At 39.7% G+C, this 25,494-nt stretch carries 26 protein-coding genes and 1 pseudogene; 10 read left to right on the top strand and 17 right to left on the bottom strand.

Annotation, left to right across the window (positions count from 1 at the left end):
- Positions 1-3 precede the first annotated feature (3 nt).
- The 5 genes from ispG to TH67_RS03575 all read right to left on the bottom strand — a co-directional run bounded on the left by ispG (position 4) and on the right by TH67_RS03575 (position 4,051).
- On the bottom strand, positions 4-1,062 hold the full coding sequence (gene ispG, locus TH67_RS03595; protein ID WP_072594391.1) for a flavodoxin-dependent (E)-4-hydroxy-3-methylbut-2-enyl-diphosphate synthase: 1,059 nt from the start codon (positions 1,060-1,062) through the stop codon (positions 4-6).
- 239 nt (positions 1,063-1,301) lie between these two features.
- Entirely contained in the window at positions 1,302-3,155 is a 1,854-nt protein-coding gene (locus tag TH67_RS03590; RefSeq protein ID WP_072594390.1) for a primosomal protein N', read from the bottom strand.
- The gene (locus TH67_RS03585) at positions 3,155-3,571 is read right to left on the bottom strand and encodes a type II secretion system protein (protein WP_072594389.1); all 417 of its coding nucleotides are present in this window, start codon (positions 3,569-3,571) and stop codon (positions 3,155-3,157) included. Before TH67_RS03585 ends, TH67_RS03590 begins: the two co-directional genes overlap by 1 nt.
- Positions 3,568-3,804: a hypothetical protein gene (locus tag TH67_RS03580; RefSeq protein ID WP_054196819.1), complete on the bottom strand. Its 237-nt coding sequence runs from the start codon at positions 3,802-3,804 to the stop codon at positions 3,568-3,570. Before TH67_RS03580 ends, TH67_RS03585 begins: the two co-directional genes overlap by 4 nt.
- A gap of 13 nt (positions 3,805-3,817) precedes the next feature.
- Positions 3,818-4,051 carry a cell division protein ZapB gene (locus tag TH67_RS03575; protein WP_021091279.1) on the bottom strand — a complete coding sequence of 78 codons (234 nt, stop codon included), beginning with the start codon at positions 4,049-4,051 and terminating at the stop codon, positions 3,818-3,820.
- A gap of 125 nt (positions 4,052-4,176) precedes the next feature.
- On the opposite strand from TH67_RS03575, the gene uvrB reads away from it, so the two are divergent.
- On the top strand, positions 4,177-6,153 hold the full coding sequence (gene uvrB, locus TH67_RS03570; protein WP_072594388.1) for an excinuclease ABC subunit UvrB: 1,977 nt from the start codon (positions 4,177-4,179) through the stop codon (positions 6,151-6,153).
- 840 nt (positions 6,154-6,993) lie between these two features.
- Here uvrB and TH67_RS10780 read toward each other — a convergent pair.
- From TH67_RS10780 to TH67_RS03560, 4 genes are read right to left on the bottom strand one after another with little or no spacing between them, the layout of a single operon-like run.
- Positions 6,994-7,266, bottom strand: coding sequence for an MFS transporter (locus TH67_RS10780; protein ID WP_374057346.1), 273 nt, complete (start codon positions 7,264-7,266; stop codon positions 6,994-6,996).
- A 12-nt stretch (positions 7,267-7,278) separates the two neighbouring features.
- Positions 7,279-7,536, bottom strand: a complete 258-nt coding sequence (locus TH67_RS10325) for a hypothetical protein (RefSeq protein WP_180371723.1) — start codon at positions 7,534-7,536, stop codon at positions 7,279-7,281.
- Between the two features lie 51 nt (positions 7,537-7,587).
- Positions 7,588-7,956 (bottom strand): MFS transporter, encoded by a 369-nt coding sequence (locus TH67_RS10320; protein ID WP_180371722.1) that lies wholly within the window; start codon positions 7,954-7,956, stop codon positions 7,588-7,590.
- On the bottom strand, positions 7,957-10,497 hold the full coding sequence (locus TH67_RS03560) for a tryptophanyl-tRNA synthetase (RefSeq protein ID WP_072594387.1): 2,541 nt from the start codon (positions 10,495-10,497) through the stop codon (positions 7,957-7,959).
- A 168-nt stretch (positions 10,498-10,665) separates the two neighbouring features.
- Between TH67_RS03560 and groES the strand changes: the two genes are divergently transcribed.
- From groES to TH67_RS03540, 4 genes are all read left to right on the top strand, one after another.
- The gene (groES, locus tag TH67_RS03555) at positions 10,666-10,926 is read left to right on the top strand and encodes a co-chaperone GroES (protein WP_072594386.1); all 261 of its coding nucleotides are present in this window, start codon (positions 10,666-10,668) and stop codon (positions 10,924-10,926) included.
- 8 nt (positions 10,927-10,934) lie between these two features.
- A complete protein-coding gene (locus TH67_RS03550; RefSeq protein ID WP_081370901.1) occupies positions 10,935-11,243 on the top strand; it encodes a monooxygenase in 309 nt (102 codons plus the stop codon).
- Between the two features lie 22 nt (positions 11,244-11,265).
- A complete protein-coding gene (gene groL / locus TH67_RS03545; protein WP_002940160.1) occupies positions 11,266-12,900 on the top strand; it encodes a chaperonin GroEL in 1,635 nt (544 codons plus the stop codon).
- 133 nt (positions 12,901-13,033) lie between these two features.
- Positions 13,034-14,401, top strand: coding sequence for a phosphomannomutase/phosphoglucomutase (locus TH67_RS03540; RefSeq protein ID WP_072594384.1), 1,368 nt, complete (start codon positions 13,034-13,036; stop codon positions 14,399-14,401).
- Between the two features lie 395 nt (positions 14,402-14,796).
- Here the strand turns inward: TH67_RS03540 and TH67_RS03535 are convergent, their stop codons facing one another.
- From TH67_RS03535 to TH67_RS03520, 4 genes are all read right to left on the bottom strand, one after another.
- Entirely contained in the window at positions 14,797-15,657 is an 861-nt protein-coding gene (locus TH67_RS03535) for a cysteine ABC transporter substrate-binding protein (protein ID WP_072594383.1), read from the bottom strand.
- A gap of 93 nt (positions 15,658-15,750) precedes the next feature.
- Positions 15,751-16,488: an amino acid ABC transporter ATP-binding protein gene (locus tag TH67_RS03530; RefSeq protein WP_072594382.1), complete on the bottom strand. Its 738-nt coding sequence runs from the start codon at positions 16,486-16,488 to the stop codon at positions 15,751-15,753.
- Position 16,489: 1 nt separating this feature from the next.
- Entirely contained in the window at positions 16,490-17,158 is a 669-nt protein-coding gene (locus tag TH67_RS03525) for an amino acid ABC transporter permease (RefSeq protein WP_072594381.1), read from the bottom strand.
- Entirely contained in the window at positions 17,145-17,798 is a 654-nt protein-coding gene (locus TH67_RS03520) for an amino acid ABC transporter permease (protein ID WP_072594380.1), read from the bottom strand. The genes TH67_RS03525 and TH67_RS03520 overlap by 14 nt, the downstream gene beginning before the upstream one ends.
- A gap of 109 nt (positions 17,799-17,907) precedes the next feature.
- Between TH67_RS03520 and TH67_RS03515 the strand changes: the two genes are divergently transcribed.
- The 4 genes and pseudogenes from TH67_RS03515 to TH67_RS03500 all read left to right on the top strand — a co-directional run bounded on the left by TH67_RS03515 (position 17,908) and on the right by TH67_RS03500 (position 20,920).
- The gene (locus TH67_RS03515; protein WP_021089339.1) at positions 17,908-18,153 is read left to right on the top strand and encodes a CBU_0592 family membrane protein; all 246 of its coding nucleotides are present in this window, start codon (positions 17,908-17,910) and stop codon (positions 18,151-18,153) included.
- The gene (locus tag TH67_RS03510; RefSeq protein WP_072594379.1) at positions 18,150-19,118 is read left to right on the top strand and encodes an agmatine deiminase family protein; all 969 of its coding nucleotides are present in this window, start codon (positions 18,150-18,152) and stop codon (positions 19,116-19,118) included. The genes TH67_RS03515 and TH67_RS03510 overlap by 4 nt, the downstream gene beginning before the upstream one ends.
- Positions 19,119-19,231: 113 nt before the next feature.
- Positions 19,232-20,046 (top strand): annotated as a pseudogene (locus tag TH67_RS10610) (cation diffusion facilitator family transporter).
- 1 nt (position 20,047) lies between these two features.
- Positions 20,048-20,920 (top strand): carbon-nitrogen hydrolase, encoded by an 873-nt coding sequence (locus TH67_RS03500; RefSeq protein WP_072594378.1) that lies wholly within the window; start codon positions 20,048-20,050, stop codon positions 20,918-20,920.
- Between the two features lie 26 nt (positions 20,921-20,946).
- On the opposite strand, the gene TH67_RS03495 is transcribed toward TH67_RS03500, so the two are convergent.
- Genes TH67_RS03495 through TH67_RS03480 form a run of 4 tightly spaced genes read right to left on the bottom strand, consistent with a single transcriptional unit; the run spans position 20,947 to position 24,159 of the window.
- Complete coding sequence (locus TH67_RS03495; protein ID WP_072594377.1) at positions 20,947-21,612, bottom strand: phosphate ABC transporter ATP-binding protein; 666 nt, start codon at positions 21,610-21,612, stop codon at positions 20,947-20,949.
- Positions 21,581-22,438: a PstA family ABC transporter permease gene (locus TH67_RS03490; RefSeq protein WP_072594376.1), complete on the bottom strand. Its 858-nt coding sequence runs from the start codon at positions 22,436-22,438 to the stop codon at positions 21,581-21,583. Before TH67_RS03490 ends, TH67_RS03495 begins: the two co-directional genes overlap by 32 nt.
- Positions 22,425-23,282 carry a phosphate ABC transporter permease subunit PstC gene (gene pstC / locus TH67_RS03485; protein WP_072594375.1) on the bottom strand — a complete coding sequence of 286 codons (858 nt, stop codon included), beginning with the start codon at positions 23,280-23,282 and terminating at the stop codon, positions 22,425-22,427. Before pstC ends, TH67_RS03490 begins: the two co-directional genes overlap by 14 nt.
- 4 nt (positions 23,283-23,286) lie before the next feature.
- Entirely contained in the window at positions 23,287-24,159 is an 873-nt protein-coding gene (locus TH67_RS03480) for a phosphate ABC transporter substrate-binding protein (protein WP_072594374.1), read from the bottom strand.
- 314 nt (positions 24,160-24,473) lie between these two features.
- Between TH67_RS03480 and TH67_RS03475 the strand changes: the two genes are divergently transcribed.
- Complete coding sequence (locus TH67_RS03475) at positions 24,474-25,415, top strand: TAXI family TRAP transporter solute-binding subunit (protein ID WP_072594373.1); 942 nt, start codon at positions 24,474-24,476, stop codon at positions 25,413-25,415.
- Positions 25,416-25,494: the final 79 nt, after the last annotated feature.

The following is a 25,494-nucleotide window of genomic DNA, read 5'->3' as shown; positions in this document are numbered from 1 at the left end:
CCTTTAGTCTCTACTTTTTATCTCATCGTCGATCTCTTGTAAAAATCTATCTACAAGCTCGCTCTCAGGCAGCCTTGCGACCACTTCGCCATGACGCATTATCATGCCATTGCCTTTTCCAAATGCTATGGCAACATCTGCACCTTTTGCCTCGCCGATAGCATTTACCACGCAGCCCATGACCGAGACGTTTAACGGCTCTTTTATGCCTTTTGTTTTTTCTTCTACGAGCTTTACTGCTGCCATTAGATCAGCTTGTAAACGCCCGCAGGTTGGGCATGAGATGATATTTAGACCCTCTTTTTGGCGGCCGCTATCTTTTAAGATCGCCTTTGCGACTTTGATCTCTTCTTCTAGCTCGCCTGTAATGCTAACTCTCATCGTATCGCCAATGCCATCAAGTAGTAACCCACCAAGAGCGATCGCGGACTTGATAGTCGCATGAAAAGTGGTACCTGCCTCAGTAACACCAAGGTGAAATGGGTAGTTTGTCTTTGGACGAAGCGCCCTATAAGCTTGCATAGTACGCTCGACGTCGCTTGATTTGAGCGAAATTTTAATGTCTGTAAAGTCAAAATCCTCAAGAAGCTTGATGTTATACATCGCACTCTCCACCATAGCCTCCACCGTGCGGCCGTAGCGGTCTTCAAACTGCTTTTCAAGCGATCCAGAATTTACACCTATTCGGATAGGTAAATTTCGCTGTTTGCAGGCATCAACGACCGCTTTTATGTTTTTAGCTGAGCCAATGTTACCTGGATTTATGCGGATAGCATCGACAAATTCACTAACGATGAGCGCATAGGTGTGGTTAAAATGAATATCTGCAACGACTGGAATAGGTGAGCCCGCAACGATCTGCTTTAGCGCGCTGGCGTCCTCTTTGTCAAAAACTGCGCAGCGCACGATATCACAGCCTGCAAAATATAGCCTTTGTATCTGCTCAAGCGTGCCTTTAACGTCTTTTGTCTTTGAAAATGTCATTGATTGCACGGAGATCGGTGCGTCACCGCCTATTAAAACATTGCGAATTTTTATCTGTTTTGTTGGGTATCGTTGCAAAATTTTGCCTTTAAATTTTTATTGGGGATTATAAAGAAAAATGGCTTTTAAAAGGCTTGAAAATTTATTTTTAATAGTTTATAAAAATTAGTATTTTTATTGGATGTAGTTTCTAAAATTTTACTTACTCTTTATAGTCAACTTATCAAATTTCATAATGCTTTCATAAGCCTTAGGTTTCTCTATTATCTATTTTAAAATTTACCATGTCTTTGTTGGATAGTTTTTAGACTAATATTTTAACTAAAGTTGACTGGATCAATATCGATATCACTAAGCTCGCTTTTGCAGAGGCTTGCAGCTTTTAAAAGAGGTATATGAGAGTTTGAGCGGAGTAAAATTTCATATCTAAATTTGCTTCCAAGATACTCTATCTGGCACTTTCCGTATCCTATGATCTCAAGTTCATCGCTTCTTAAAGGTTCTATTCTTTGTACAAATTCATTCATTGTATTTTTTACTATGTGTTCATCTTTATGTGAGATGATAATGCGAAGAAGCCTAGTAAATGGCGGATAAAGCTCTTTTCTATAATCTATCTCATCTTTTAAAAATGAGTCATAATCACTGATGTAGCTCTCAAAAAATTCTCTTTGTTTGCTTTGAATGATAACTCTGCCAACCCCATTTCTGCCAGCTCTGCCAGCTACTTGCATGGCAAGGGCGAGCGTTCGCTCTCTGGCTTTATAATCAGGAAAATTTAAAAGCTCGTCAAAGCCCATGATGACAGCAAGCTCTACGTTGTGATAATCATGCCCTTTGCTTAGCATTTGCGTACCAAGCAAGATATCTATCTTGCGGTCGTTAAATTCCTTCAAAGCCTTTACGAGCTTGTTTTGCGTCGTTATCTCATCCCTGTCAAATTTAGCGATTCTAGCATTCGCAAACTCAGCTTGCAACCTCTCAAGTAGCTCGCTCGTACCGATCTTTTTGGCCTCTATCATCTCACTACCGCACTGATGGCAGGTCTTTGGCACGGCCATTTTATGTTCACAGTATTGACACTTTAGCACGTTTTGTTTTTTGTAATAGCTCATACCGATACTGCAAAACGGACACTTTAGCGTTTCACCGCAGTTTTTGCAGACTAGATATTTAAAATTTGCCCTTGTTGGCAGACAGATGACAGCTTGCTTTTTATTCGCGAGTGTTTTTGAAATTTCATCTTTTAAAATTTCACTAATTCCAGTCTCGCTCTCATCGAAAATGTAATTTTTCTGCGAATCAAAATATGTCCCTTTTAAGCGAAAATGCTCCTGCTTGTAAAAGCTAGTAAGGCTTGGCGTGGCACTTCCAAGTACTACTTGTAGATCAAATTTGCTAGTTAGAAAGAGGGCAAGGTCTCTTGCATTGTAGTGTGGCTTTGAGCCTGTATTTTTGTAGCTATCGTCGTGTTCTTCGTCGATGATGATGAGTTTTAGCTTCTCAAGTGGTAAAAATAAAGCCGATCTTGCACCTGCAACGAGCCTAACTTTTTCACTTTTTATATCTTTTAAAATTTGCTCTTTTTTCTTTGACGTGATCTTTGAGTGCCAAACAGCTACCGCCTCGCCAAAGAAGCTCTCAAGGCGTTTTTGCATTTGTGGTGTGAGTGAAATTTCAGGCATTAAAAATAGCGCTTGGCTGCCTGCGTTTAAAATTTCTCTGATCTTAGCGATGTAAATCTCGCTTTTTCCGCTTCCAGTGTCGCCAAAGATGAGCGAAATTTTACGTTTATTTATAAATTCCAAAGCCTCTTGCTGTTTTTCGCTTAGTTTGGGTGCTACATTAAAATTTTGATTTTCATAAATTTGATCTGCTGCAATAGTGTCATTTGGTTCAAATAAATTTAGGCTGATACCAAGCTCGCATGTGTAATATTTTGAGATAAATATTGCCAATTCGCTTTGCATTGAGGTTAGATTAATCGGTAGAATTTCTAAAATTTTACTTGTTTTAAACTCTGGTTTGCCAGTTTCTTTTACGATAAAGGCAGTAAGAATTTTTCCTCTTAAAGAAGCCTTTACGCCTTGAAATTTTTCTAGTTTTTGATCGCTTTCATAAGTGAGCGGGGCTAAATTTAGCCCATAAAATGCGAGTATATAATAATGCATTACTGAAGTGATTTGCAAATTTCATTTTCATCACTGCAACCAAAATCACCAGTATTTTTGTCGTATTTGAAATTTGCTACTTTGCCATCTAGCCTAAATGTGTATTTGTCATCGCCTATTCTGTGCCAGCCATTTTTGCTACCGCTATCTTTTATCGGTATATTTATAACATTTTTAAAGAGTTTACTTGGATCGCCATCGTCTAGTTTTTGTGGAAATTCTGGCTTTGCTTGCAAGATGTTGTCGTTGTATTTTAGTGAAATTCCGCTTCTTATAGCAGCAAGTTGAGTTTTGGCATTTGAGATGGTAGCATCACTTCTAGAAAAAAATAGCCTAGGTATAGCGACTGTGCTTAAAATACCTAGTATAACTACTATAAATATTAGCTCAAGCAAGGTGTAAGCTCGTCTTTTCATCTCTCTTCTCGCTTTAATATCTCATCAACATTGCCAGTTAAATTTTTTACTGCCTTTATCACGGCGTAGTTTTCATAACATTTTTCTATAAAGGCGTTTAAAAGCTCTTTTGGCTCGATAAATTGGCGTCCGCCCATTAAATTTTGCCAGTCATCTTCAAAGAATTTAGCAAAATCATCATCAAGCGTGATCGTGTAGTCGCGAGATGATATCGTGAGCGTAATTTTTTTCATATTTTAACCAAGCTTATCTGCCAAGGACAGCTTCGATTTTTCTCATTACATCGTCAGCTTCGGTATTTTTCTTGTCAAGATCCTCTTCTAAACGCATGATTTGATTGCTTTTTGCCTCATTTTGTGCTTTTAAAGTTACGATCTCATTACGCAACTCTTCGTTCGTTTTGCAAAGTTCGTCATATTTTGTGATCAGGTCATTTACTTTATCGCTTAGTGTGGTTAAGATCGCATTATCTTCAAACATAAAAGTTCCTTTAAAATAATAATTAGGCTCGTATTCTAACACGCAGAGGCTAAATTCTTATTAAAATTCTCATTTGACAAAGCACTATCTTTGCTATAAAATTCGCCCAAATTTAAAGGCGATCAATGAGTAAATTTGAAATTTCATCTAAATTTAGCCCAAGCAGCGACCAAGCAAGAGCGATAAAAGAGATAGTAAAAAGCATAAAATCAGGCAATAAATACCAAACACTTCTAGGTGTGACAGGATCTGGTAAAACTTTCACCATGGCAAATGTCATACGTGAGCTAAACATGCCAACGCTTATCATGACGCATAACAAATCCCTTGCCGCGCAGCTTTATAGCGAATTTAAGGGCTTTTTCCCAAAAAATCATGTCGAGTACTTCATAAGCTACTACGACTACTACCAGCCAGAGGCCTATATCCCAAGAAGCGACCTATATATAGAAAAGGATAGCTCGGTAAATGAGGAACTTGAGCGCTTGCGCCTCTCTGCGACGGCTAGCTTGCTAAGCTTTGATGATGTGATCTGTGTGGCCTCAGTCTCTGCAAACTACGGCCTTGGTAACCCAAGCGAGTATAAAGGGATGGTGGCATATCTTAGCGTGGGTGAGAAGATAAGCCAAAGAAAGCTTTTAGAACAGCTTGTAGATATGGGCTACAAGCGCAATGACAACTACTTTGATAGGGGTGACTTTCGCGTAAATGGCGATGTGGTGGATATTTATCCAGCTTATTACAACGACGAAGCCCTAAGGGTTGAGTTTTTTGGCGATGAGATCGATGCGATGTATCATTTTGACGTGCTTGATAACAAAAGGCTAAAAGACATCTCTAAATTTACGCTTTATGCGACTAGCCAGTTTATCGTGGGCGCTGATAGGCTAAAGATCGCGATGAAAGAAATTGAAGAGGAGCTTGATGCGCGTTTGAAAGAGTTTAACGAGCAGGGCAAGCTAGTCGAGGCGCAGAGGCTAAAGCAAAGGGTGGAGTTTGATCTTGAGATGATGGCAAGCACTGGTATGTGTAAAGGCATCGAAAACTACGCACGCCACCTAACTGGTCAAAAGCCCGGAGAGACGCCATACTCGATGTTTGACTACTTTGAGATAAGTGGCAAAGACTATCTAGTCATCGTCGATGAGAGCCACGTGAGTTTGCCGCAGTTTAGGGGTATGTACGCGGGCGATAGGAGCCGTAAAGAGGTGCTTGTGGAGTATGGATTTCGCTTGCCATCAGCGCTTGATAACAGGCCGCTTAAATTTGATGAGTTTATAAGCAAAAAGGCGAAATTTCTCTTTGTTTCAGCCACGCCAAACGAATACGAGCTTGGTATCAGCCAGGGGCACGTCTATGAGCAGATTTTGCGTCCTACTGGACTGCTTGATCCTCTCATTGAGATAAAAGATAGTGACAATCAAGTTGAAGCGCTATTTGACGAGGCAAAGGCGGTCATCGCTAGAGGTGAGCGCGTGCTAGTTACGGTGTTAACTAAAAAGATGGCCGAGGAGCTAAGCCGCTACTACATTGAGCTTGGCGTAAAGGTCAAGTATATGCACTCAGACATCGACGCGATCGAGCGAAATGAGATCATTAGAGGGCTTAGAAGCGGCGAATTTGACATGCTAATAGGTATAAATTTGCTCCGTGAGGGGCTGGATCTGCCTGAAGTGAGCCTGATAGCGATCATGGACGCCGATAAAGAGGGCTTTTTGCGCTCGACCACGAGCCTTATACAGACGATGGGGCGTGCGGCTAGAAATGTAAATGGCAAGGTGCTAATGTTTGCCAAAAAGATCACGCGCTCAATGAAAGAGGCAATCGATACGACGACAGCTAGGCGTAAATTTCAAGATGAATACAACAAAGCTCACGGCATAACGCCACACTCTGCCAGCAGAAATATCGAAGAGAGCCTGCATGTCGAGGATGATAGCGAAATTTACAAGCGTGGTAAAAATTTAGAGAAGATGCCAGCAAGCGAGCGAGCTGCGATAGTAAAAGAGCTAAGAAAGCAGATGCTTGAAGCGGCGGCGCAGCTGGAGTTTGAGAAGGCAGCGGCGCTAAGAGACGAAATAGCGAAGATGAGAAAATTATAAAAAAGACAAGCCCTTTTTATTTTATACTGCGTTGGATATCGCTTCAAACTTCGGTCACGTATCATATATACGCTCCCTTGTTTTTGCTCATCCGCCTTGTCTAAAACAAAAAAATCTTGTATTTGGCGATTTGTCTTTTTCTGCTATACGTCGTTGAAATTTTACTCTACTTCAGTCACATACTATATGTATGCTCCTTTGTATCGTAAAATTTCGCCTCGTCTAGCAAAAAAATACTGTATCTTGGGGTTTAAATTACTAAACAAAACAAAAAATTTCTTGTCCTGGTGGCTTAATTTGTTCTATCTTCAGTCGAAAATTTCTTCGTTTCTGCTTACAGTTGTGATCTTGCTAAGCAAAACATTTAAAATCATCACAAGATACTTTGCCTTGATACTTTATTGATCAAAATTTAAATTTTCTATTTGTCTAGTCTGCGAAATTTTTAACTGCATAACATTTAAATCTATCACAAAATACTGCCGCCAAAAGCTATGGCTCGGCTCTTTTACATCTTAAAATTTCGCTTGTTTCCCTGTAGCGAATTCTTGTTGCGAGTAGGGCAAAACAAATAGAAATTAAAATTTACTCGTAAATTTCCTTACGTAATTTTTATATAAAAATGAAGCAAGAGATATAAATTTAAGTTCTACTGGCTGGCTTTAAAAAGTAGCTAGAAACCGCGCAGATGAGCGAAACTGCGGCGATAAAGTAAAATGAGTGCATTAGGCTAAAGATGTCAGCGATCTTGCCGATGACTGTTGCGAATATGTCGCCGATCGTGATACTAAGGCCAAGCGTTACGCCTGAGGCTAGGCCGATTTGATTTGGTAAATAAAGCTACGCAAGGGCGATTGAGGGGCTAAAAGATAGGCTGATGCAGGCGCTCACGCATATGGAGGCTGCGAGAAATAGCGCATAGCTGTCAATAAAGAGCATTAGCACGACTAGTGGTGCGGCGATGCTTAGGCTTATTTTGATGAGTCTAACTAGGCCGTATCTATCCGCTAGCACTCTGCCAAATAGCGTAGCTATCGCACCTACAGCAAAAAATAGACTTAAATTTACATTTGTAACCTCTTTGCTGAGGCCAAAAATTTTAATGAGATAGATGCTAAAAAATGTCTAAAAGCCAAATGTGACGATCGAGCGTGAAAATATACATATGCAAAGCCTCAAAAATGCGCCTAAATCGTCTTTTAAAGCGCTTGTTTTTTGTGAAATTTGCTTTTTGTGATTGCCTTCTAGCGCTTTTATAAATTTGCCCTTTTTGAGGTATAAAAGTGTTAGAAAAATTTGAGGGATTATAAAGACTAGCGTCCCTTTTAGGCCAAAATTTTCCACAAAAACGGCGACTAAAATGGGCCCAACTGCAAAGCCCACGTTGCCTCCAAAAGAAAATATACTTATACTTTTGGCTCTATTTTTGGCGTTTTAGGCGTAGTTTACGATCCTTGTGGCGCTTGGATGAAAGAGTGTGGCACCGATACCGCTTATCATCACACAGACCAAGATGATGTAGTAGTTTGTCACAAAGCCAGTGAGGTTCATGCCCCCGCCAGCAAGTAGTAGCCCAAGTGGGATGACGTATGGCAGCTCTTTTTTGTCGCTTAGGCGGCCGATAAGTGGCTGGATGAGCGAACTTGCTAAATTTGTGGTGGTCACGAGCGAGGCGGCTGTGGCATAGTCGTAGTGGTAGCTTGCGATGAAAAATGGCAGCATCGTGCCAAGGGCACTTTGGTTTATGTCGCTACAAAAGTGCCCAAGCCCCATTAGATACTTTAAATTTTCCGCCTTTTTCATCTAAAATAGCCCTTTTAAAAGCCCCTTTAAATTTTGTTTTTCGCCGCTTGCGTCATCATCTTTGCCAAGCTTTTTATCTAAAAATCTACCTATCTCTTTTTTGACCTTATTTTCAAGATATTGCGATCTGACATCGTATTTTAGCTTCTCTGTCGTGCCTGAGATTTGCACGTTTAGATCGGTCTTTTCTAGCCTGCAAACAAGTGGCACGTTAAGCATTTTTGTCGCGGTATTGTAAGTACCGCCCGCAACCTTTATGTCGCTCTTTGGCGAGCTTAAATTTACATTAAAAACGACGTTGTCACCCTTTATATCGCCGTAAATTTTGCCGTCTTTGTAAATTTCTTTTGTGATGTCCTTGCCGGTGAAGATTTTTATATTGTTTGTGAGATTTGTGCTGGCTAGATGACCATCTTTTAGTAAGATGTCAAATTTACCGAGCTTTTGCTTTGTTTCGTAGTCAAATTTAGCATCGCCATTGCCATCATAGAGATGATCTAGCCCCAAAGTCTGCGTTAGCCCTTTGACCTCAAAGTTTTTTAGCACCGCATCAAGCGTGCCACCTTTGTAGTTTGCCTCTAGTTTGCCCTTAAATAGATCATCAGAGGTGGCTTTTACGCTTAGATCATCCACTTTGCCCTCTGCCGTTACGTGGGCTGCAAATTTACCGTGAAGCTCGCGGCCAGCTAAAAACGCAAGCTTATTTAGCTCTGAAACTACCGCTTGAAGCTTTAAGTTTAGCGTGCTTTTGCTCATGTCAAAGCTGCCATCTATGCCCTTTATATCAGCTAATGAGCTAAGAAAGTCGCCGCTAAATTTCGCCATGTCGCCTTTATAGTCTAGGCTCAAATTTGAGCTAAATTTCTCATTTTCAGGGAATTTTTTATCAAGCATTTTGCTAAGCGCTGCTGCGTTAAATTTGCCCTCGTTTAAAGCGATCGTTGCGGCGACGCTTGGACTTTTGCTAAAGATATTTTGCCCCTTTGCTTGGACATTTGTCTTAGCATTTGCCAGCCTGTCGTTGCCGCTAAGTACTAAAATTTCTCCTAGCTGTGCCTCTTTTAGGCTAAGATCAAGATTTTCATTTTTTATGGTGGCGTTTAGCTTGCCAGCAAAGACATCACCGCCTAAATTTAGCTCATCTATCTTGCTCTCTTTAAGCTTCATATCGCCCGCAAGCGCCATCTTTGAGCCAACCTCAAAGCCGCTAACCGTTTTAAATTTCTCAGGGTCGCTAATGAGCAAGTTAAATTTGCTAAAAATTTGGCTATTTTTTAGGTCATAAACGCCCTTTACATCTTTTAGCTCGCCAAGGTCGCTAAGCACATTTGCGTCAAAATTTACAAGCTCACCTTTTGCGGTGGCGCCGCCTTTTAGCTCAAATTTAGCCGCATTTTTAAGCTTTGCAAGCCCTTTATCTATAAGGCCGTTTTTTATCTCAAATTTAGCATCGCCTGCAAGTTTTTTTAGCTCGTCAAAGCCACTAAAATTTGCATTTAAATTTATCTGCCCGTCTGCGTAGCTAGGCTGCAGGGCAAGTGCGAGAAGCTCTTTTAGCTTGATGTTAGCTGCATTTAAAGTTAAGTTTTTGCTATCAAAATTTGCATTTATCTTGCCGCCAAGCCCATTTATCTCAGCTTTTAGGTTTTGAAGGGCATTTTCTTGCATTGTAATTTCGCCGTTTGCATCCACAGCGCCACTTAGTTGCTCGCCTAAGAGCTTGCCAAAAAGGGTAAGATCAGGCACGTTTAGCAAAAAGTCACTCTTTAAATTTTTGCTAGCTAGATCATAAGTCGTCTCGTTTGCTTTTAAAGTGGCTTCAGGTGCGATGATAATGGTTTTTGCGCTCACTTTTTCATTTTCAAATTTAGCATTTACGCCGCCTTTAAAGCTTATATCTTTTGCTAAATCTAGCCCAAATTCGTTTTTAAGAATTTCTTTGTTTATCGCTGCGTCGCTAGCTAAAATTTGAGTATTAATGATGGGCTCATTTTTCTCATCAACTCCTTGCATATTGCTCGTTAGATCAAGCTTACCGCTAGCTAAATTTGGCTTTTTAGCAAGAGCTGAGATCTCAGAAAGCTCGATGTTTTTAGCGTCAAGATTTAGAGCTTTTGGCAGGTAGTCTTTTAAATTTGCGTTTAAATTTATGTTTGAGCCAAGCGCCGTGCCAGTTGCTGTTAGCTTGAAGTCGTTAAATTTACCAGCCACGTTTGCTTTAAGAGCGACGTCCTTTTTTAGTCCAAGCTCGCTAGCCTTTGCCTTGTCGGCGTCTATATCTATGTTTAAGTTCATGCTTTGAGCAAATAATGAGAGATCGCCATTTGCCTTTAAATTTATAGCGTTCATTACGATCGCTTCTAAATTTAGCGTGCTAAGACCAAGGCTAAAGTCTTTAAATTTGACATCTATACCACGAACGAGTGCTTCTTTTTCTATTTTGCTGGCTATAAATTTGTTACCAATTGAGCTAAAGATAAAGCCAAAAATGCAAAGGATTATCAGCGCCAAAGCCGCTACTATATAGGCTATTTTTTTCATAAATTTCCTTTATATTAGTTTTACATATCATAAAACTTTAGTGTAAGTGACTAAAGTTTTAATAAAATTTAACTATAAATTATTGACTTTTTTAGAAAAAAGTGCTAGGATTTCATCACTCAAAAATAAAGAGTGCTAAAAAAGACAATTAAACCAAAAGGATGAACAATGAACTTTCAACCATTAGGCAAGCGTGTTCTAGTCGAACGCGTAGAGGAGACAAAGACCACAGCTTCGGGCATTATTATACCTGATAACGCAAAAGAAAAACCTTTAAGCGGTGAGGTAAAAGCAGTTGGTGCTGAAGTAGAGGGCGTAAAAGTTGGTGATAAAGTTGTATTTGCAAAATACGGTGGCACTGAGATAAATTTAGATGATAAAACATATCTTGTTTTAAACATTGATGATGTTTTAGGCGTTTTAAAATAAGGATGCAGATGGCTGCAATTATGTATGTTGATTTTCCGCAAGAAGGTCTTTTTGGAGACGAGATGTCAAAAGCTTTTGAGGATTTGGCTAAAAGCATCAACCAAGAACTCGGTATGATATGGAAAATTTGGACTGAGAATAAACAAACAAAAGAAGCCGGCGGAATTTATCTTTTTGACAATAAGGAGAATGCGGAAAAGTATCTGAAAATGCATAGCGAAAGACTGGCTAAAAACGGCTATTCAAATATTCGCGGCAAAATTTTTGATATTAATATGCCTTTGTCAATGATAAATAAGGCTGATTTTTTAAAATAAATTAAAACCGAAAGGAAAAACAATGGCAAAAGAAATTTTTTACTCTGATGATGCAAGAAACCGCCTATACGAGGGCGTAAAAAAACTAAATGATGCTGTGAAAGTGACAATGGGACCAAGAGGTAGAAATGTCCTTATCCAAAAGAGCTTTGGCGCTCCAAACATCACAAAAGACGGCGTTAGTGTGGCTAAAGAGGTTGAGCTAAAAGATACTATCGAAAACATGGGTGCAAGCCTAGTTAGAGAAGTAGCAAGCAAGACAAACGACCAAGCAGGTGACGGCACTACAACAGCAACTGTGCTAGCTCACGCGATATTTAAAGAGGGTCTTAGAAACGTAACTGCTGGCGCAAATCCTATCGAAGTAAAACGCGGCATGGATAAAGAAGTAGCAGCTCTTATAGATGCGCTAAAAAACATCTCTAAAAAAGTTTCTGGCTCAAAAGAGATTGCTCAGATCGCTACTATCTCTGCTAACTCAGATGAGAGTATTGGCAAACTTATCGCTGATGCGATGGAGAAAGTCGGCAAAGATGGCGTCATAACAGTAGAAGAGGCAAAGTCTATCCAAGACGAGCTAAGCGTTGTTGAGGGTATGCAGTTTGACCGCGGATACCTAAGCCCATACTTCATCACAAACCCTGAAAAGATGCAAGTTGAGCTAAGTAACCCATTTATATTGCTATTTGACAAGAAGATTACAAATTTAAAAGATCTACTCCCTGTGCTTGAGCAAGTACAAAAGAGTGGCAAACCGCTACTAATCATCGCTGAAGATATCGAGGGTGAGGCACTTGCAACGCTTGTTGTAAATAAACTTCGTGGCGTGCTAAACATCTCAGCCGTAAAAGCTCCTGGCTTTGGTGATAGAAGAAAAGCGATGCTTGAAGATATCGCTATCTTAACAGGTGGCGAAGTCATTAGCGAAGAGCTAGGTAGAACACTTGAGAGCGCTACTATAAATGACCTTGGACAAGCTTCAAGCGTAGTTATAGACAAAGATAACACAACTATCGTAAATGGTGCGGGCGAGAAGTCAGCGATCGACGCTAGAATAACTCAAATAAAAGCTCAAATCGCAGAAACAACAAGCGACTACGACAAAGAAAAACTACAAGAGCGCCTTGCAAAACTAAGTGGTGGTGTGGCAGTTATCAAAGTAGGTGCTGCGACTGAGACTGAGATGAAAGAGAAAAAAGACCGCGTAGATGACGCACTAAGCGCTACTCGTGCAGCTGTTGAAGAGGGTATCGTAGTAGGTGGCGGTTCAGCTCTTATCCTTGCTTCAAAGAGCGTAAATCTAAATTTACAAGGTGATGAGGCAATCGGCGCTGAGATCGTTAGAAGAGCGCTTCGTGCTCCACTTCGCCAAATCGCTGAGAACGCTGGCTTTGACGCAGGCGTTGTAGCAAATGCAGTTGAGACAAGCAAAGATGCAAATTTTGGCTTTAACGCTGCAACTGGCGAATATGTAAATATGTTTGAAGCTGGCATTATCGATCCAGTAAAAGTTGAGAGAGTTGCGCTTCAAAATGCTGTTAGCGTGGCTAGCTTACTACTAACGACTGAGGCAACTATCAGCGAGATAAAAGAAGAAAAAGCAATGCCTGCAATGCCTGACATGGGCGGAATGGGTGGTATGGGCGGTATGATGTAGCAGCCCTTTTCGAGCTAGAGCTTTCTAGCTCGAATTTATATTTAAATTTAACCTCACAAAATTTATAAAATTATTTACTCCTTTTTAAATTTATTCTTGTATCATTTTTGCATTCTTTTAGGGAGAATTTATAATGAAATATGATGAAATTTTTAGAGAATACGATATCCGCGGTATTTTTGAAAAAGACTTGACAGAGGACAGCGTCAAGGCTATAGGGCTTGCTTTGGGTAAGAAATTTAATGAATTTGGCGTAAAAACTTTAAGCGTTGGTTTTGACGCAAGACTAAGCGCTAGTACGCTTTTTAGGTATCTGCTAAGCGGCCTAAATAAGGCTGGTGGCTTTAAAATTTACAACATCGGCTTGCTTCCAACTCCTGTTGGCTACTTTAGCGTTTATGCTGATTATTTCGACGCAAACATTATGATCACGGGCTCTCACAACCCAAAAGATTATAACGGCTTTAAGATCACTATCAAAAAAGATAGTTTCTTTGGCAAAGATTTGCAAATTTTAAAAGATAAGGTGAACGAGATAATCGCCTCTGGTGAGCAAATAGCAGACAATGAGAGCTGTGAGAAATTTAATATCTTAGAAAAATACGTTGAGTTTTTTGTAAAAGAATTTAGTGAGCTTAAAAATTTCAAAAAGCCTTTTGTTATCGACTGCGCAAATGGCGCTGTTGGCGTGAGCTTGGTGCCGATCGTCAAAGCACTTGGGCTAAATGCAAAAATTTTATATGAAGACCCAGACGGAAATTTCCCAAATCACCACCCAGATCCAAGCGAAAAAGAGAATTTAAAAGAGCTATTTTCGCTCATCGAAAAGAAAGAATTTGACCTTGGGTTTGGCTTTGACGGAGATGGCGATAGGATCGCAGTTATAACGCCAAAAAGAGATATAAAAGGCGATGAGCTAGCCTATCTTTATGCGCTAAATATGGATCATCCAAAGGTGCTTGGTGAGGTTAAATGCTCACAAAATATGTACGATGAGATCGCAAAGATCGGCGAAGTATTTATGGGAAAAACAGGACACAGCAATATAAAAAAGATGATGAAAGAGCTAAATGTCGATCTTGCGGCTGAAGTTAGTGGTCATATCTTCTTTAAAGAGCGCTATTTTGGCTTTGATGACGCACTTTATGCGATGATGAGGGTACTTGAACTAGTACATAAAGGCTTTGACCTTGACGGCGAGCTTGATAAGATGCCACTTGTCTTTAGTACCGATGAGATCAAGGTAAAAACGACTGATGAGGCTAAATTTAAGATAGTTGCCAAGTTAAAAGAGTATGTGAAAAACGAGAGTTGCGATCTACCAAAGATAAAAAATATCATTGATATTGATGGTATAAGAATTCAGTTTGAAAATGGTTGGGCGCTGGTACGCGCGTCAAATACAACGCCAGTTATTGTTACTAGATTTGAGGCAAAGAGCAAGGAATTTTTAGAAGAGATCGAGCAAAAAGTAACAAATCTACTAAAGAGCTTAATGTAGTTTGCAAAGGCATTTTGGGCTAAATTTACTCCAAAATGCCTTTTAGAATTTTATTTAAATATTTAAAAACTAAGTTGTATCTTTCTCGCCTAGCTTTCGTGGGTTTCTTTTTTTGTGGGCTCTATATACATATTATCTAGAATTTAAATTTATAAAATACATGCGCCTTAGCCTTTTTGAACCTTCATGTGCATAATGTAATTTAAATCCGCAAGTAGTCTATCTATAGCTCATTATTGCAAGGAGCTCGTCTACTAGCTTGCTACTCAGGTATGTTAAGATATCCGCCCTTTATGGATTTTATGCAGTGTAATCTACTGGCAAAAATTTTTACAAACGTATTTGTCAAATTTAAAAAAAAAGAGAGATGGCGTAAAAATTTACGCCATTAAATTTTAGAGTTTGCCGCCTTCAACGACAAGTGATTCTGGATTGACGCTGTCGCCGTAGATCGGTTTTAGCGTAGCATCATAGTCTTTGTGGAAGAAATTTTCTTTTCCAAGCTCAATGATCTCATTGTTTAGCCAGTCAAGTAAAACTTTGTTACCTTTTTTAACAGCTGGTGCTATCACATCCACATCACCAAGTGCTTCAACGCCTACAACAAAGCCAGGGGTCTCTTTTGCCCAGGCAAAAAGTAGGGCGTTATCATGTGCTAGTGCGGCACCTCTTTTATCAACCAAAGCTGCGAATGTTTCAGTATTTTGGTCGTATTTTGCAAGCTTAATGTCAGGATAATTTTTTGTAAAAAACGCGTCTGCGGTTGTGCCCTTATTTACGATTAGGGTTTTGTCTTTTAGCTCATCGATGCTTTTTATCACTGCACCTTCAGGGCTTACGATGCCAAGTGAAACCTTCATGTATGGAAGTGCAAAATCAACAACTTGTGCACGCTCAGGTGTTTTTGTAAAATTTGCAAGCGTGATATCTACTTTATCAGCTACTAAAACTTCAACTCTACCAGCAGCCTCGACTAGCTCAAATTTTACCTTGCTCTCATCGCCTAGTAGGTCTTTTGCGATACGTTTTGCAAAGTAAATATCATAGCCTTGGTTTTTGCCGTCTTTATCGACATAGCCAAATGGTGGTTTGTCGCTGAAAACGCCAATTCTTACAAATCCACGCTCTTTGATCTTTGCGATCGCATCAGCTTCGTTTGAAGCAGCTTTTGCCGTATCGGCACCTTTGTCATTACCACAACCCGTTAGAAAGACGGTAGCGATTAATGCTAATAAGAAAAATTTAAATTTTCTCACTCTTTCTCCTTGTAAAAAAGTTAAATAAATAAGAGCGTTAAATTTTCGCTCTAAACGCATTTTGAAAAAACGGCAAATTATCTCTTATTTTTTCTAAAACGAGAATAAATTTAGAAATTTCTTCGCACGGTCGCTCTTTGGGTTGGTAAAAAATTCCTCTGGCTCGCTGATCTCCACGATCGCCCCAGCGTCCATAAATACGATCTTGTTTGCAACCGCCCTTGCAAAGCTCATCTCGTGGGTGACTATTAGCATCGTCATTCCATCTTTGGCTAAATTTAGTATAACATCAAGCACTTCTCTAACGATCTCTGGATCAAGCGCAGCCGTAACCTCGTCAAATAGCATAATTTCAGGGTTTAAACAAAGGCTTCTTACTATAGCTATGCGTTGCTTTTGGCCGCCGCTTAGCTCTTTTGGATAGGCAAATTTCTTATCAAGTAGCCCAACCTTGCTTAACCACATATCAGCGGTTTTTTCAGCCTCGGCCCTATCTCTTTTTTGCACCTTTAAAGGCCCAAGAAGGACGTTGTCTATGACGTTCATGTGATCAAAGAGCTCATAGCTTTGAAAGACCATGCCGACTTTTTGGCGGATCCTTTGCCAATCATTAAAATTAGCATCAATTGCTTCACCATCGATTATTATCTCGCCACTTGCGATACTCTCAAGGCCGTTTATACATCTAAGAGTTGTGCTTTTGCCACAGCCCGATGGTCCAAGAAGCACGACCACCTCGCCACTTTTTACCTCTAAATTTATATCCTTTAAGGCGTGAAGCTCTCCATAAAATTTATTTATTTTTTTAAGTTCTAATATGTTTTCGCTCATTTTAACTCCATTTTTCTTCTAGTTTTTTTGATAGTTTTGAGACTGGATAGCAGATCACAAAATATAAAAAGAATATGAGCGTGTATATCCAAAATGGCGCCATAGGATTTGTAAATACATTTCGCTCGATGATCTGCTGACCGACTTTGACTACCTCCACAACGCCGATTAGCACGACGATAGAGGTCGTTTTTATCATACGACTTAGTAAATTTACAGCCCCAGGCACTAGCCTTCTCGTGGCTAGTGGGATGATGACGTGAGAGTAAATTTGAAATTTACTAAGCCCAAGTGAGGCAGCTGATTCAAATTGATGTTTTGGTATTGATGTTATCGCTCCACGCACGATGTCCATCATTTCAAAAATTCCCCACAAGCTAAAGACGATGAGTGAGGCTGTAAATGCTGAAATGTGGATATCAAACGCCTTGCTGACACCAAAATAAAATAAAAATAGCCAAACGATCTGAGGCATTATACGAACGATTTCTAGGCAAATTTTTAAAATAAAATAGATAAATTTATTTTTCATGCTCATAAGTACGCCAAGCACTAAGCCGCCGATTATAGAGATAAAAATAGAGATAAATGAAATTTCTGTGCTAATGACTAGACCTTCAAAGAGCCTTAGTAAATTTTGTGTATCAAATAATATACTAACTCCTTGCATTTCTCACCCTTTTTTCGATATAGCTAAGCGCCAGCGAAACTGGCAAGATGATGATGAGATAGCTAATTACTAGCATAAAAAGCGCTTCGTCTGTTTTGTAATAAAGCCCAATGAGATCCTTTGCGACATAGACTAGATCGGCAAGTGCTACGATGCTAACGATGCTTGTCTCTTTTAGTAAAAAGATAATATTTGCACTAATGCTTGGCACCGCTACACTAAATGCTTGAGGCAAGATAACATATCTTAAGAGCTGATTTTTGCTAAGTGCGATGCTTAGTCCCGCTTCTATCTGTGACCTTCTCACCGCCTCAAAGCCAAGCCTAAAGCTCTCGCTCATATAGCTACCACCAAGAAAGCTAAGACCAGCGACCGCACAGGCAAAGCCGCTCATTGACACTCCAAGCTTTGGCAAGCCATAATATAAAAAGAAAAGCTGTATAAGAAGTGGCGTATTTCTTGAGAGCTCGATGTAACAGTCAATTACTTTTGATAGAAATTTTAGCTTGTAAAATTTCACGGCCATACAAAAAATACCGATCAAAATAGAAAAAACGATCCCTAAAAAGGCAATCTCACAGGTAAGCACTCCGGCCTTAACATAAAGCGGATAAAATTTCTCAATAAACTCAAAATCCATAAACTTTAATCCAATCTGAAAAATGGAGTTATTTTATCTTATAATCATAAATTTAAAACTAATTAGATATGATCACGCTTTAAATTTAAGCTTGTAAAAAGGATAAAATTTGATCGATCTTTTTCAGATCATCGGCTTTTTAGGAATGATTTGTATCGTGATGGGCTACTTTTTACTTCAAATCGGCCGCCTAAATAGCCGCGATCTAGCCTATCAGATAATAAATTTAGCAGGTGCGGTGCTGCTTATCATCTCGCTTTTTGTGCACTTTAACCTCGGTTCATTTTTGATAGAGGTCTTTTGGATAATCATTACAATTTATGGAATTTATAAAATTTATAAGGAGAGAGCGTGAGAGCTTACGCAGAGTGGGAAGAGCAGGAGCTTTTGTTTTTATCACTGCCACATAGTAAGAGTGACTGGAAGCCTTATTTAGAGGAGATTTTGGCGGGTTATGAGGAGCTTGTGGCTGCTGTTACGCCCTTTGAAAAGGTAGTGCTCATCTGTCCTGATGAGGCAAATTTTTCTAGGTTTAAGAAATTTAAAAATGTTGAGTTTGTTAAGCTTGATACTGATGATACTTGGATCAGAGACTACGGTATGATCGACGTTTGCGATGGCTCTGGCGTAAAGAGCTACGACTTTAAATTTAACGCTTGGGGCGGTAAATTTAAGAGCTCAAAAGATAATGCAATAAATTTAGAGCTAGCTAAAATTTACAAAACCAAGCTTGAGCCAGTTGATATGATACTAGAGGGTGGCAGCATCGAGTTTAACGGCGATGGTGTGCTTTTAACCACCTCAAAATGCCTACTAAATGAAAATAGAAACAAGGCACTTAGCAAAGAGCAGATTGATGAGAAACTAAAGAGTTTGTTTGGCTTAAAGCGTATCATCTGGCTTGAAAATGGCTTTATAAAAGGCGATGACACAGATAGCCACATCGATACTTTAGCACGTTTCATCACACCTGATACTATCGCTTATGCGAGCTGCAAAGATGAGAGCGATGAGCACTTTGATGAGCTAAAAAGGATGGAAGATGAGCTTAAAAAGACAGGCTTTAAGCTGCTTGCTCTGCCGCTTCCTAAGCCTAAATTTTATGATGGTAAAAGGCTTGGCTGCACCTATGCAAACTTTATCTTTATAAATGGTGCGCTAATCGTGCCAACATATAACGACGAAAACGATGAAAAGGTGCTAAATTTACTTGCCAATGTACTGCCAGATAGAAAGATCATCGGTGTAAATTCGCTAGTTTTTGTCCGTCAAAATGGCTCGCTTCACTGCTCAAGCCAAAATAGATACAAAAGGTCTTAGTCTTGTCAAGTCCGTTTGATTATGAGTTTAACCGCATAAATAAACAGGAGTGCACACAGGGCGAAAATAAGGCCGTTATCGCAGCTGGAGCTTGCGCCTTTTTGCTAGCACTTGTGAAATTTACAGCTGGGCTTTTTAGCGGCTCGGTCGCTGTGCTTGGCTCGGCGATTGACTCGATGCTTGATTTTATAGTCTCGCTTTTAAATTTATTTGCGCTTAGAAAGTCAAGAAAGCAAGCCGATGAGAGATTTAACTTTGGCTACACAAAGCTAGAGGCGTTAGCAGCGCTATTTGAGTGCGTCATCATTGTGGTGGCTGCTGGATATATATTTTATGAGAGCGTTAAGAAATTTAACGAGCCAAATTTAGAGATAGACCTTGGCTTAAGCTTGGTGTGATGGTATTTTCGGTAGTTGTGACGCTATGTTTGGTGATATTTTTAAACCAAATTTCTAAAAAAAGTGGAAACCTTATCATAAAAGCAGACGCGCTGCACTATAAAATAGACCTTTTTAGCAACCTGGCAGTCATTATCTCACTACTTATCATTAAATTTAGCGGATTTATGATGATAGATGCGATCTTTGGCATCGTGATAAGTGGCTACATCGCTCAAAGCGCTATAAATTTAGGTAAAGACGCCTTTGGTGTCTTGCTAGATCACGCAGCAAGCCCTGAAGTCACAGATGAGATCATCAATATGATAAAGGCAAAGCAGAGGATTTCAGACTTTCACTACCTAAACACAAGACAGAGCGCAAATACTATATTTTTAACGCTGCATTTAGTTTTTGACAAAGATATTTCGCTTTACGACGCGCACGAGGTGGCCGACTCACTTGAAGCTGAGATAAGAGAGAAATTTAGGGATTATTCGTGGCAGATAACCACGCATTTAGACCCGTACAACGACAAAGAAGGAAAATGAGATGAAAGTAGCACTACTTCAACAAGAATTTAAAGGGACAAAAGAGGCGACTATCGCAAAGACGCTTGAGCTAATAGCCGAGGCAAAAAAAGGCGGTGCCGACCTAGTCGTCTGCCAAGAGCTGCACCAGACGCAATACTTTTGCCAAAGCGAGGATACAAATTTCTTTGATCACGCAAACGACTGGCAAGAGGACGTCGCTTTTTGGGGCAGGGTGGCAAAAGAAAATGGTGTTGTTTTAGTCACTTCTCTTTTTGAAAAGAGGGCTGATGGACTTTATCACAACACCGCCTTTGTCTTCGAGCGTGACGGCAGTGTGGCTGGCAAATACCGAAAAATGCATATCCCTGATGATCCTGGATTTTACGAGAAATTTTACTTCACGCCTGGCGACATTGGCTTTGAGCCAGTTGAAACTAGCCTTGGCAAGCTTGGCGTTTTGGTGTGTTGGGATCAGTGGTACCCAGAGGCAGCAAGGCTGATGGCGCTAAAAGGGGCGAAAATTCTCATCTACCCAACGGCTATTGGCTGGTTTGAGGGCGATAGCGAGGATGAAAAGTCAAGACAGCTTGAAGCGTGGGTGGCAGTTCAAAGAGGTCACAGCGTGGCAAATGGCCTGCCAGTTGTTGCAGTAAATCGTGTGGGCTTTGAAAAAGATGATAGCGGCGTAATGAATGGGATAAAATTTTGGGGAAATAGCTTTGTTTTTGGGCCACAAGGCGAGCAGCTTTTCCGCGCAAATAGCACAGATGAGCTATGCAAGATCGTTGAAATAGACATGAAAAGAAGTGAAGAAGTGCGAAGAATTTGGCCATTTTTAAGAGACCGCAGGATAGATGCCTACGCAAATATCACAAAGAGGTTTATCGACTAAAATTAGGGCTAGAATTTTTAGCTCTTTTAAAATGCAAATTTCTTATCCACTATGCGAACTATCCTGCCGCCAAGCCTTTTTGCCTGCTCTTCGTTGTGCGTGGTGATGATGATGGTGTATCTTTGCGACAAGCTTTTTAAAAGCTCCTCTATGATCAAGACATTTTTCATATCAAGCGATGAGCAAGGCTCGTCAAGCATGAGCACTTCAGGTTTTGTAGTTAGCATCCTTGCGATGCAAAGTCTTTGCTTTTGACCGCCAGAGAGCTTGTTAGCTGGCATATCTAGGTCGTTTATTTCGCCCAGTAAATTTACGCTTTTTAATAGCTCCTCTACTCTTTTTTGCTTATCTTTTATGCTACCTTCATAAAATTCCATCGCATAGGTCAAATTTCTCTCAACGTTAAAAGGAAAGAGCGTGGCGTCTTGAAAGAGTATGGCTAGCTTTCGTCTGAGCCAAATTTTGCCCTTATTTTTGATATTTTCGCCTTTAAATAGGATCTCTCCGCTATATCTACCGCCCTTTTGCTCCAAAAAGCCATTTAGCGCTGATAGAAATGTCGATTTACCACATCCTGAGCTGCCCATTAAGCAGATGATCTCGTTTTTAGCGACGCTTAAATTTAGATCTTTTAAAATTTCATTGTCTTGGTAAAAGATACTAAGATCTTTTATGTTTAAAATATCTGGCAATTTTCTCTCCTATATCAAATAAAACTACGGCTGAAAGCAGGTGCAAAATGATCAATATAAAAATGAGCACAAGCGCCGTGGCATAGGCATTTTGCGTTGCGACTGACTGGCTTAGGAGCATGTGCAGATGAAAAGGCAGTGCCATGACTGGCGAGAGTAGCCCCTCTACTTTTGCCATGAAGACGACTCCTGTTAAAAGTAGTGGCGCAGTTGCCCCTATGGCGTAGCTGCCAGCAAGTATCAAGATAGATATGATATTTTTTCTAATAGTTGGCAAAACAAGCTTTCTAGCCATGAAATTTTTATCAACACCAAGCGCAAAGCTATCTCTTAACATCTTTTCATCTATCTGAGAGATCACCTTTTCAACGCTTACTTCAACAAACGGAAAGACCATCAAAGCAAGCGTAATGCTAGCTGTTAGCAGGCTTTTAGGGATATCAAGACTAACGATAAAAAGCCCATAAACAAACATCCCAAGCAAAATAGAAGGAATAGAAGCCATCGTTTGGATGATAAATTTAAGTCCGAGCTTGATCGTGCTATAAGTGCAGTAAATTTGCCTATAAATGGCGCAGCTAACGCCAAGGAGCGCAGAAAATATCATAGATAGTATCATCAGCAAAAATGAGCCTATGATAGCGTCTCTTATGCCACCACTCTCACCTAAATTTAAACCTTGCGGATTTTTAGTTAGAAAGTCTAAATTTATCTGAGAGATGCCATTTGCAAAGATGAAATAAAATATCCAAAATATCACCGCAACCACTATAAATACGCAAAGATAGGCGTAAAATTTGACTATAAAATCTTTAAAAGCATTCATTGTTTTTCTCAAATTTAAAGATAAAAATATTTAGCATAAATATAAAAGCAAGCAGGACAAATCCGCTTGCAATAAGAGCGTGATAGTGCAGACTGCCAGCTTCACTCATACCCATTTCAAGGGCTATTAGAGATGGTATGGTCTGAGCTTTTGAGAGCAGGTGCGGAAAAAGCGGGGTGTTGCCTATGACCATCATCACAGCCATCGTCTCGCCAGCTGCTCTTGAAAATGCTAGTATAAAGCCTGAAATGCTAGCTTTTATAGATTTCCTAAAAATTATTTTTCTTATAAAATATCCAGTGCTTACGCCAAGCGCGTCTGAGTTTGTTTTGAAATTTTGCTTTAGCAGACCCACACTTTGGAGCAAGTGCGAGGTAAAAAAGGGCAGTATCATGACGCTAAGGATTAGACTAGCTGCTAAGACTGACTCGCCAGCGGACATTTTTAGCCCTGACTCTAAAATTTTTACAACTGTGTAAAGCGCAAAAAATCCATATATGATAGAGGGTATGCCAGCTAGTATCCGTATCATCCAGTCTAGCACGTGTTTAAGCCAGGCGCTCGCAAAAAAGCATATAAATATAGTAACGCCAAGCGAGATAAAAAATGAAAATATGCAAGCTAAAAACGCAACTGCAAAATTTGCGACTAGGATATTAAATAGTCCAAAGCTAAAAGGCTCTGTGCTAACGTCCCAGTCGCCATTTAGTAAGAAGTCAAAAAGGCTTACTTTTGCAAAGAAACTCGTGGAATTTAGCAGTAAAAATCCCACGAGTAAAAGCAAAAGCATGGCGGATAAAAGTGTGAAAAAATATATCGCGCCTTTAAAAATTTGCCCTGTCATTGGACTATTTTACTGGTATAAATCCCATTTTTTCGATAGTCCTTTGACCTTCAGCTGAATTTAGTACGTCAACAAAAATTTGCTCGCTCTTGCTTAGATCGCCACTTTTTACGATGATGAGTGGGCGAGAGATGTAGTATTTGCCATCAACTATATTTTTAACAGTTGGCTCGACGCCATCAACGTTTAGTGGTATTAGCTTGCCTTTGTTTTGATTTGTGATACCAAAAGAAGCGTAGCCAATAGCGTTTTTATTTTCGATTATTTTTGAGACAAGCGCGCCCATTGATGGTGACTGGATGACGTTTTTGCTAACTTTGACATCTTTCATGATCTTTTTTTGAAATACCTCGTGAGCACCACCGCCAAGATCTCTTGTAACTACGACTATTTCGTCATTTGGTAGGGATTTGTCAAGATCGCTCCACTTTTTGTACTCGCCTGAGAAAATTTTGACGATCTCATCTTTACTCAAATTTCCGCCCTTTAGCTTTATCACCTCATTTTCTGGGTTTACAGCTACGCAAAGTGCGTCTATGCCAAGTGTATAGGCTTTCATATCCTTTATCTTTGCTTTTTCGCTATCTTTTATATCGCGAGCTAGCATGCCAAAGTCAGCGACATGATCAAGCACGGCTTTCACGCCAGCGCCAGAGCCACCAGCTGAGACGAAAATGGTTATATTTTTGTTTGGCAAAGCACTATCTACTTTGTCCCAAGTTTCGTATTTTTCGATAAAGTCGGTTGAAATTTTAGCGATGACTGGGGCCAGAGTAGATGAGCCACTAAAGCTAACTTGCGTTTTCTCATCCGCGCCAGAAGCGAAATTTAGAGATAAAAGCAGCATAGAAGCAGCCAACATAAGTGATTTTTTCATAAAAACCTCCAAAATTTGATTGTTATTAATATTTGTAAAAGCTATTGATTAGTTGTAAATTTGCAACAGTTTTTCTAAAACTTAGAACTGTGGTGGATTATACAATAAAAAATGATATTTAAATAGCCGGTTTATCAAATTTATTTTGACTGATAAAGAAATATAAATTTAATCTTAAGGAAATATTTTTTTAAGTCTTGATTGTGTAGAATGGTTGCAACTTTACTAAAACGGCATGAAAATATCATATCAAATAAGGTAAAAAGCTAAATTTATAGAATAAAATAGCCTTAAATTTCTTGAAAGGATCTTAGATGAAAACTACTTCTTTGGCACTTGCTGGCTTGCTTTTAGCAACAACTCTTTCAGCAAAAGAATTTATCAGTATTGGTACTGGCGGCATGACAGGCACATACTATCCGATAGGTGGAGCGATTTGCCGTTTAGCAAACAAAAATACTAATGTAAAATGCTCAGTCCAATCAACTGGCGGCTCGGTTTACAACGTAAATAACGTTTTGAAAAAAGAGCTTACATTTGGCTTTGTTCAAAGTGACGTTGTCTATGATAAATTTAATGGCACTGGCAAATTTGACGGAGCAAAAGATGAAAATTTACGCTCAGTAGTTGCGATCTATCCAGAGCTTCTTGCATTTGTTGTAGCAAAAGATAGCGGTCTAACAAGTGATCTTGCTTCATTTGCAGGCAAAAAATACAATGTCGGAAACCCAGGTAGCGGCAACGAAGTGAGCACACTTGAAGTCTTTAAAGCAAAAGGCTTTGACGTTTCAAAACTAGGCTACCGCGGCGTTTTAACAGTTGGCGAATGCCCACACGCACTAAAAGATAAAAAGATAGACGGATATAGCTTTGTCGTCGGTCACCCAACTGCAAATATTACTGATGCTGCGACATCTTTGCCGATCGATATCCTAAATATCGAAGGTAGCGAGATTGATAATCTTCTTAAAGAGAAGCCATACTTTGCAAAAGGTGTGATCCCAAAAGGCTCATACGACGGCGTCGATCACGACGTAAATACTATCGGCGTAAAAGCTGTTTTGGTAACCAATAAAGATACAAAAGATGAGGCTGTAAAAGCTGTGATAAAAGCTATTTTAGACAACTTTGATGAGTACAAAACTCTTCACCCAGCGCTAAAATCAGTAAACAAAGAAGATCTTGTTCAAGGTCTTTCAGCTCCGCTTCACCCAGCTGCAGAGGCTGCATTTAAAGAGGCCGGCATCTTAAAATAGTCTAAATTTCCAGGGGCTTTTGCCTCTGGATAAAATTTAAATATACAAATTTTTAATTTGTATATTTAAATTTTAAAGG

It is taken from the genome of Campylobacter concisus, from assembly GCF_001891085.1.
In the GTDB taxonomy this organism is placed as follows: domain Bacteria; phylum Campylobacterota; class Campylobacteria; order Campylobacterales; family Campylobacteraceae; genus Campylobacter_A; species Campylobacter_A concisus_O.
This window is presented reverse-complemented; position numbering and strand designations above follow the sequence as displayed.

What these genes read in the sequence shown, in the direction of transcription:
- uvrB (WP_072594388.1), top strand. Translation starts at nt 4,177, where the DNA reads ATGAGTAAATTTGAAATTTCATCTAAATTTAGCCCAAGCAGCGACCAA.
- TH67_RS03590 (WP_072594390.1), bottom strand. Translation starts at nt 3,155, where the DNA reads ATGCATTATTATATACTCGCATTTTATGGGCTAAATTTAGCCCCGCTC.
- TH67_RS03520 (WP_072594380.1), bottom strand. Translation starts at nt 17,798, where the DNA reads ATGGATTTTGAGTTTATTGAGAAATTTTATCCGCTTTATGTTAAGGCC.
- TH67_RS03585 (WP_072594389.1), bottom strand. Translation starts at nt 3,571, where the DNA reads ATGAAAAGACGAGCTTACACCTTGCTTGAGCTAATATTTATAGTAGTT.
- TH67_RS03500 (WP_072594378.1), top strand. Translation starts at nt 20,048, where the DNA reads ATGAAAGTAGCACTACTTCAACAAGAATTTAAAGGGACAAAAGAGGCG.
- pstC (WP_072594375.1), bottom strand. Translation starts at nt 23,282, where the DNA reads ATGACAGGGCAAATTTTTAAAGGCGCGATATATTTTTTCACACTTTTA.
- groL (WP_002940160.1), top strand. Translation starts at nt 11,266, where the DNA reads ATGGCAAAAGAAATTTTTTACTCTGATGATGCAAGAAACCGCCTATAC.
- TH67_RS10320 (WP_180371722.1), bottom strand. Translation starts at nt 7,956, where the DNA reads ATGAAAAAGGCGGAAAATTTAAAGTATCTAATGGGGCTTGGGCACTTT.
- TH67_RS03530 (WP_072594382.1), bottom strand. Translation starts at nt 16,488, where the DNA reads ATGAGCGAAAACATATTAGAACTTAAAAAAATAAATAAATTTTATGGA.
- TH67_RS03475 (WP_072594373.1), top strand. Translation starts at nt 24,474, where the DNA reads ATGAAAACTACTTCTTTGGCACTTGCTGGCTTGCTTTTAGCAACAACT.
- TH67_RS03575 (WP_021091279.1), bottom strand. Translation starts at nt 4,051, where the DNA reads ATGTTTGAAGATAATGCGATCTTAACCACACTAAGCGATAAAGTAAAT.
- TH67_RS03480 (WP_072594374.1), bottom strand. Translation starts at nt 24,159, where the DNA reads ATGAAAAAATCACTTATGTTGGCTGCTTCTATGCTGCTTTTATCTCTA.
- TH67_RS03525 (WP_072594381.1), bottom strand. Translation starts at nt 17,158, where the DNA reads ATGCAAGGAGTTAGTATATTATTTGATACACAAAATTTACTAAGGCTC.
- TH67_RS03560 (WP_072594387.1), bottom strand. Translation starts at nt 10,497, where the DNA reads ATGAAAAAAATAGCCTATATAGTAGCGGCTTTGGCGCTGATAATCCTT.
- TH67_RS03540 (WP_072594384.1), top strand. Translation starts at nt 13,034, where the DNA reads ATGAAATATGATGAAATTTTTAGAGAATACGATATCCGCGGTATTTTT.
- TH67_RS03550 (WP_081370901.1), top strand. Translation starts at nt 10,935, where the DNA reads ATGGCTGCAATTATGTATGTTGATTTTCCGCAAGAAGGTCTTTTTGGA.
- groES (WP_072594386.1), top strand. Translation starts at nt 10,666, where the DNA reads ATGAACTTTCAACCATTAGGCAAGCGTGTTCTAGTCGAACGCGTAGAG.
- TH67_RS03580 (WP_054196819.1), bottom strand. Translation starts at nt 3,804, where the DNA reads ATGAAAAAAATTACGCTCACGATATCATCTCGCGACTACACGATCACG.
- TH67_RS03490 (WP_072594376.1), bottom strand. Translation starts at nt 22,438, where the DNA reads ATGAATGCTTTTAAAGATTTTATAGTCAAATTTTACGCCTATCTTTGC.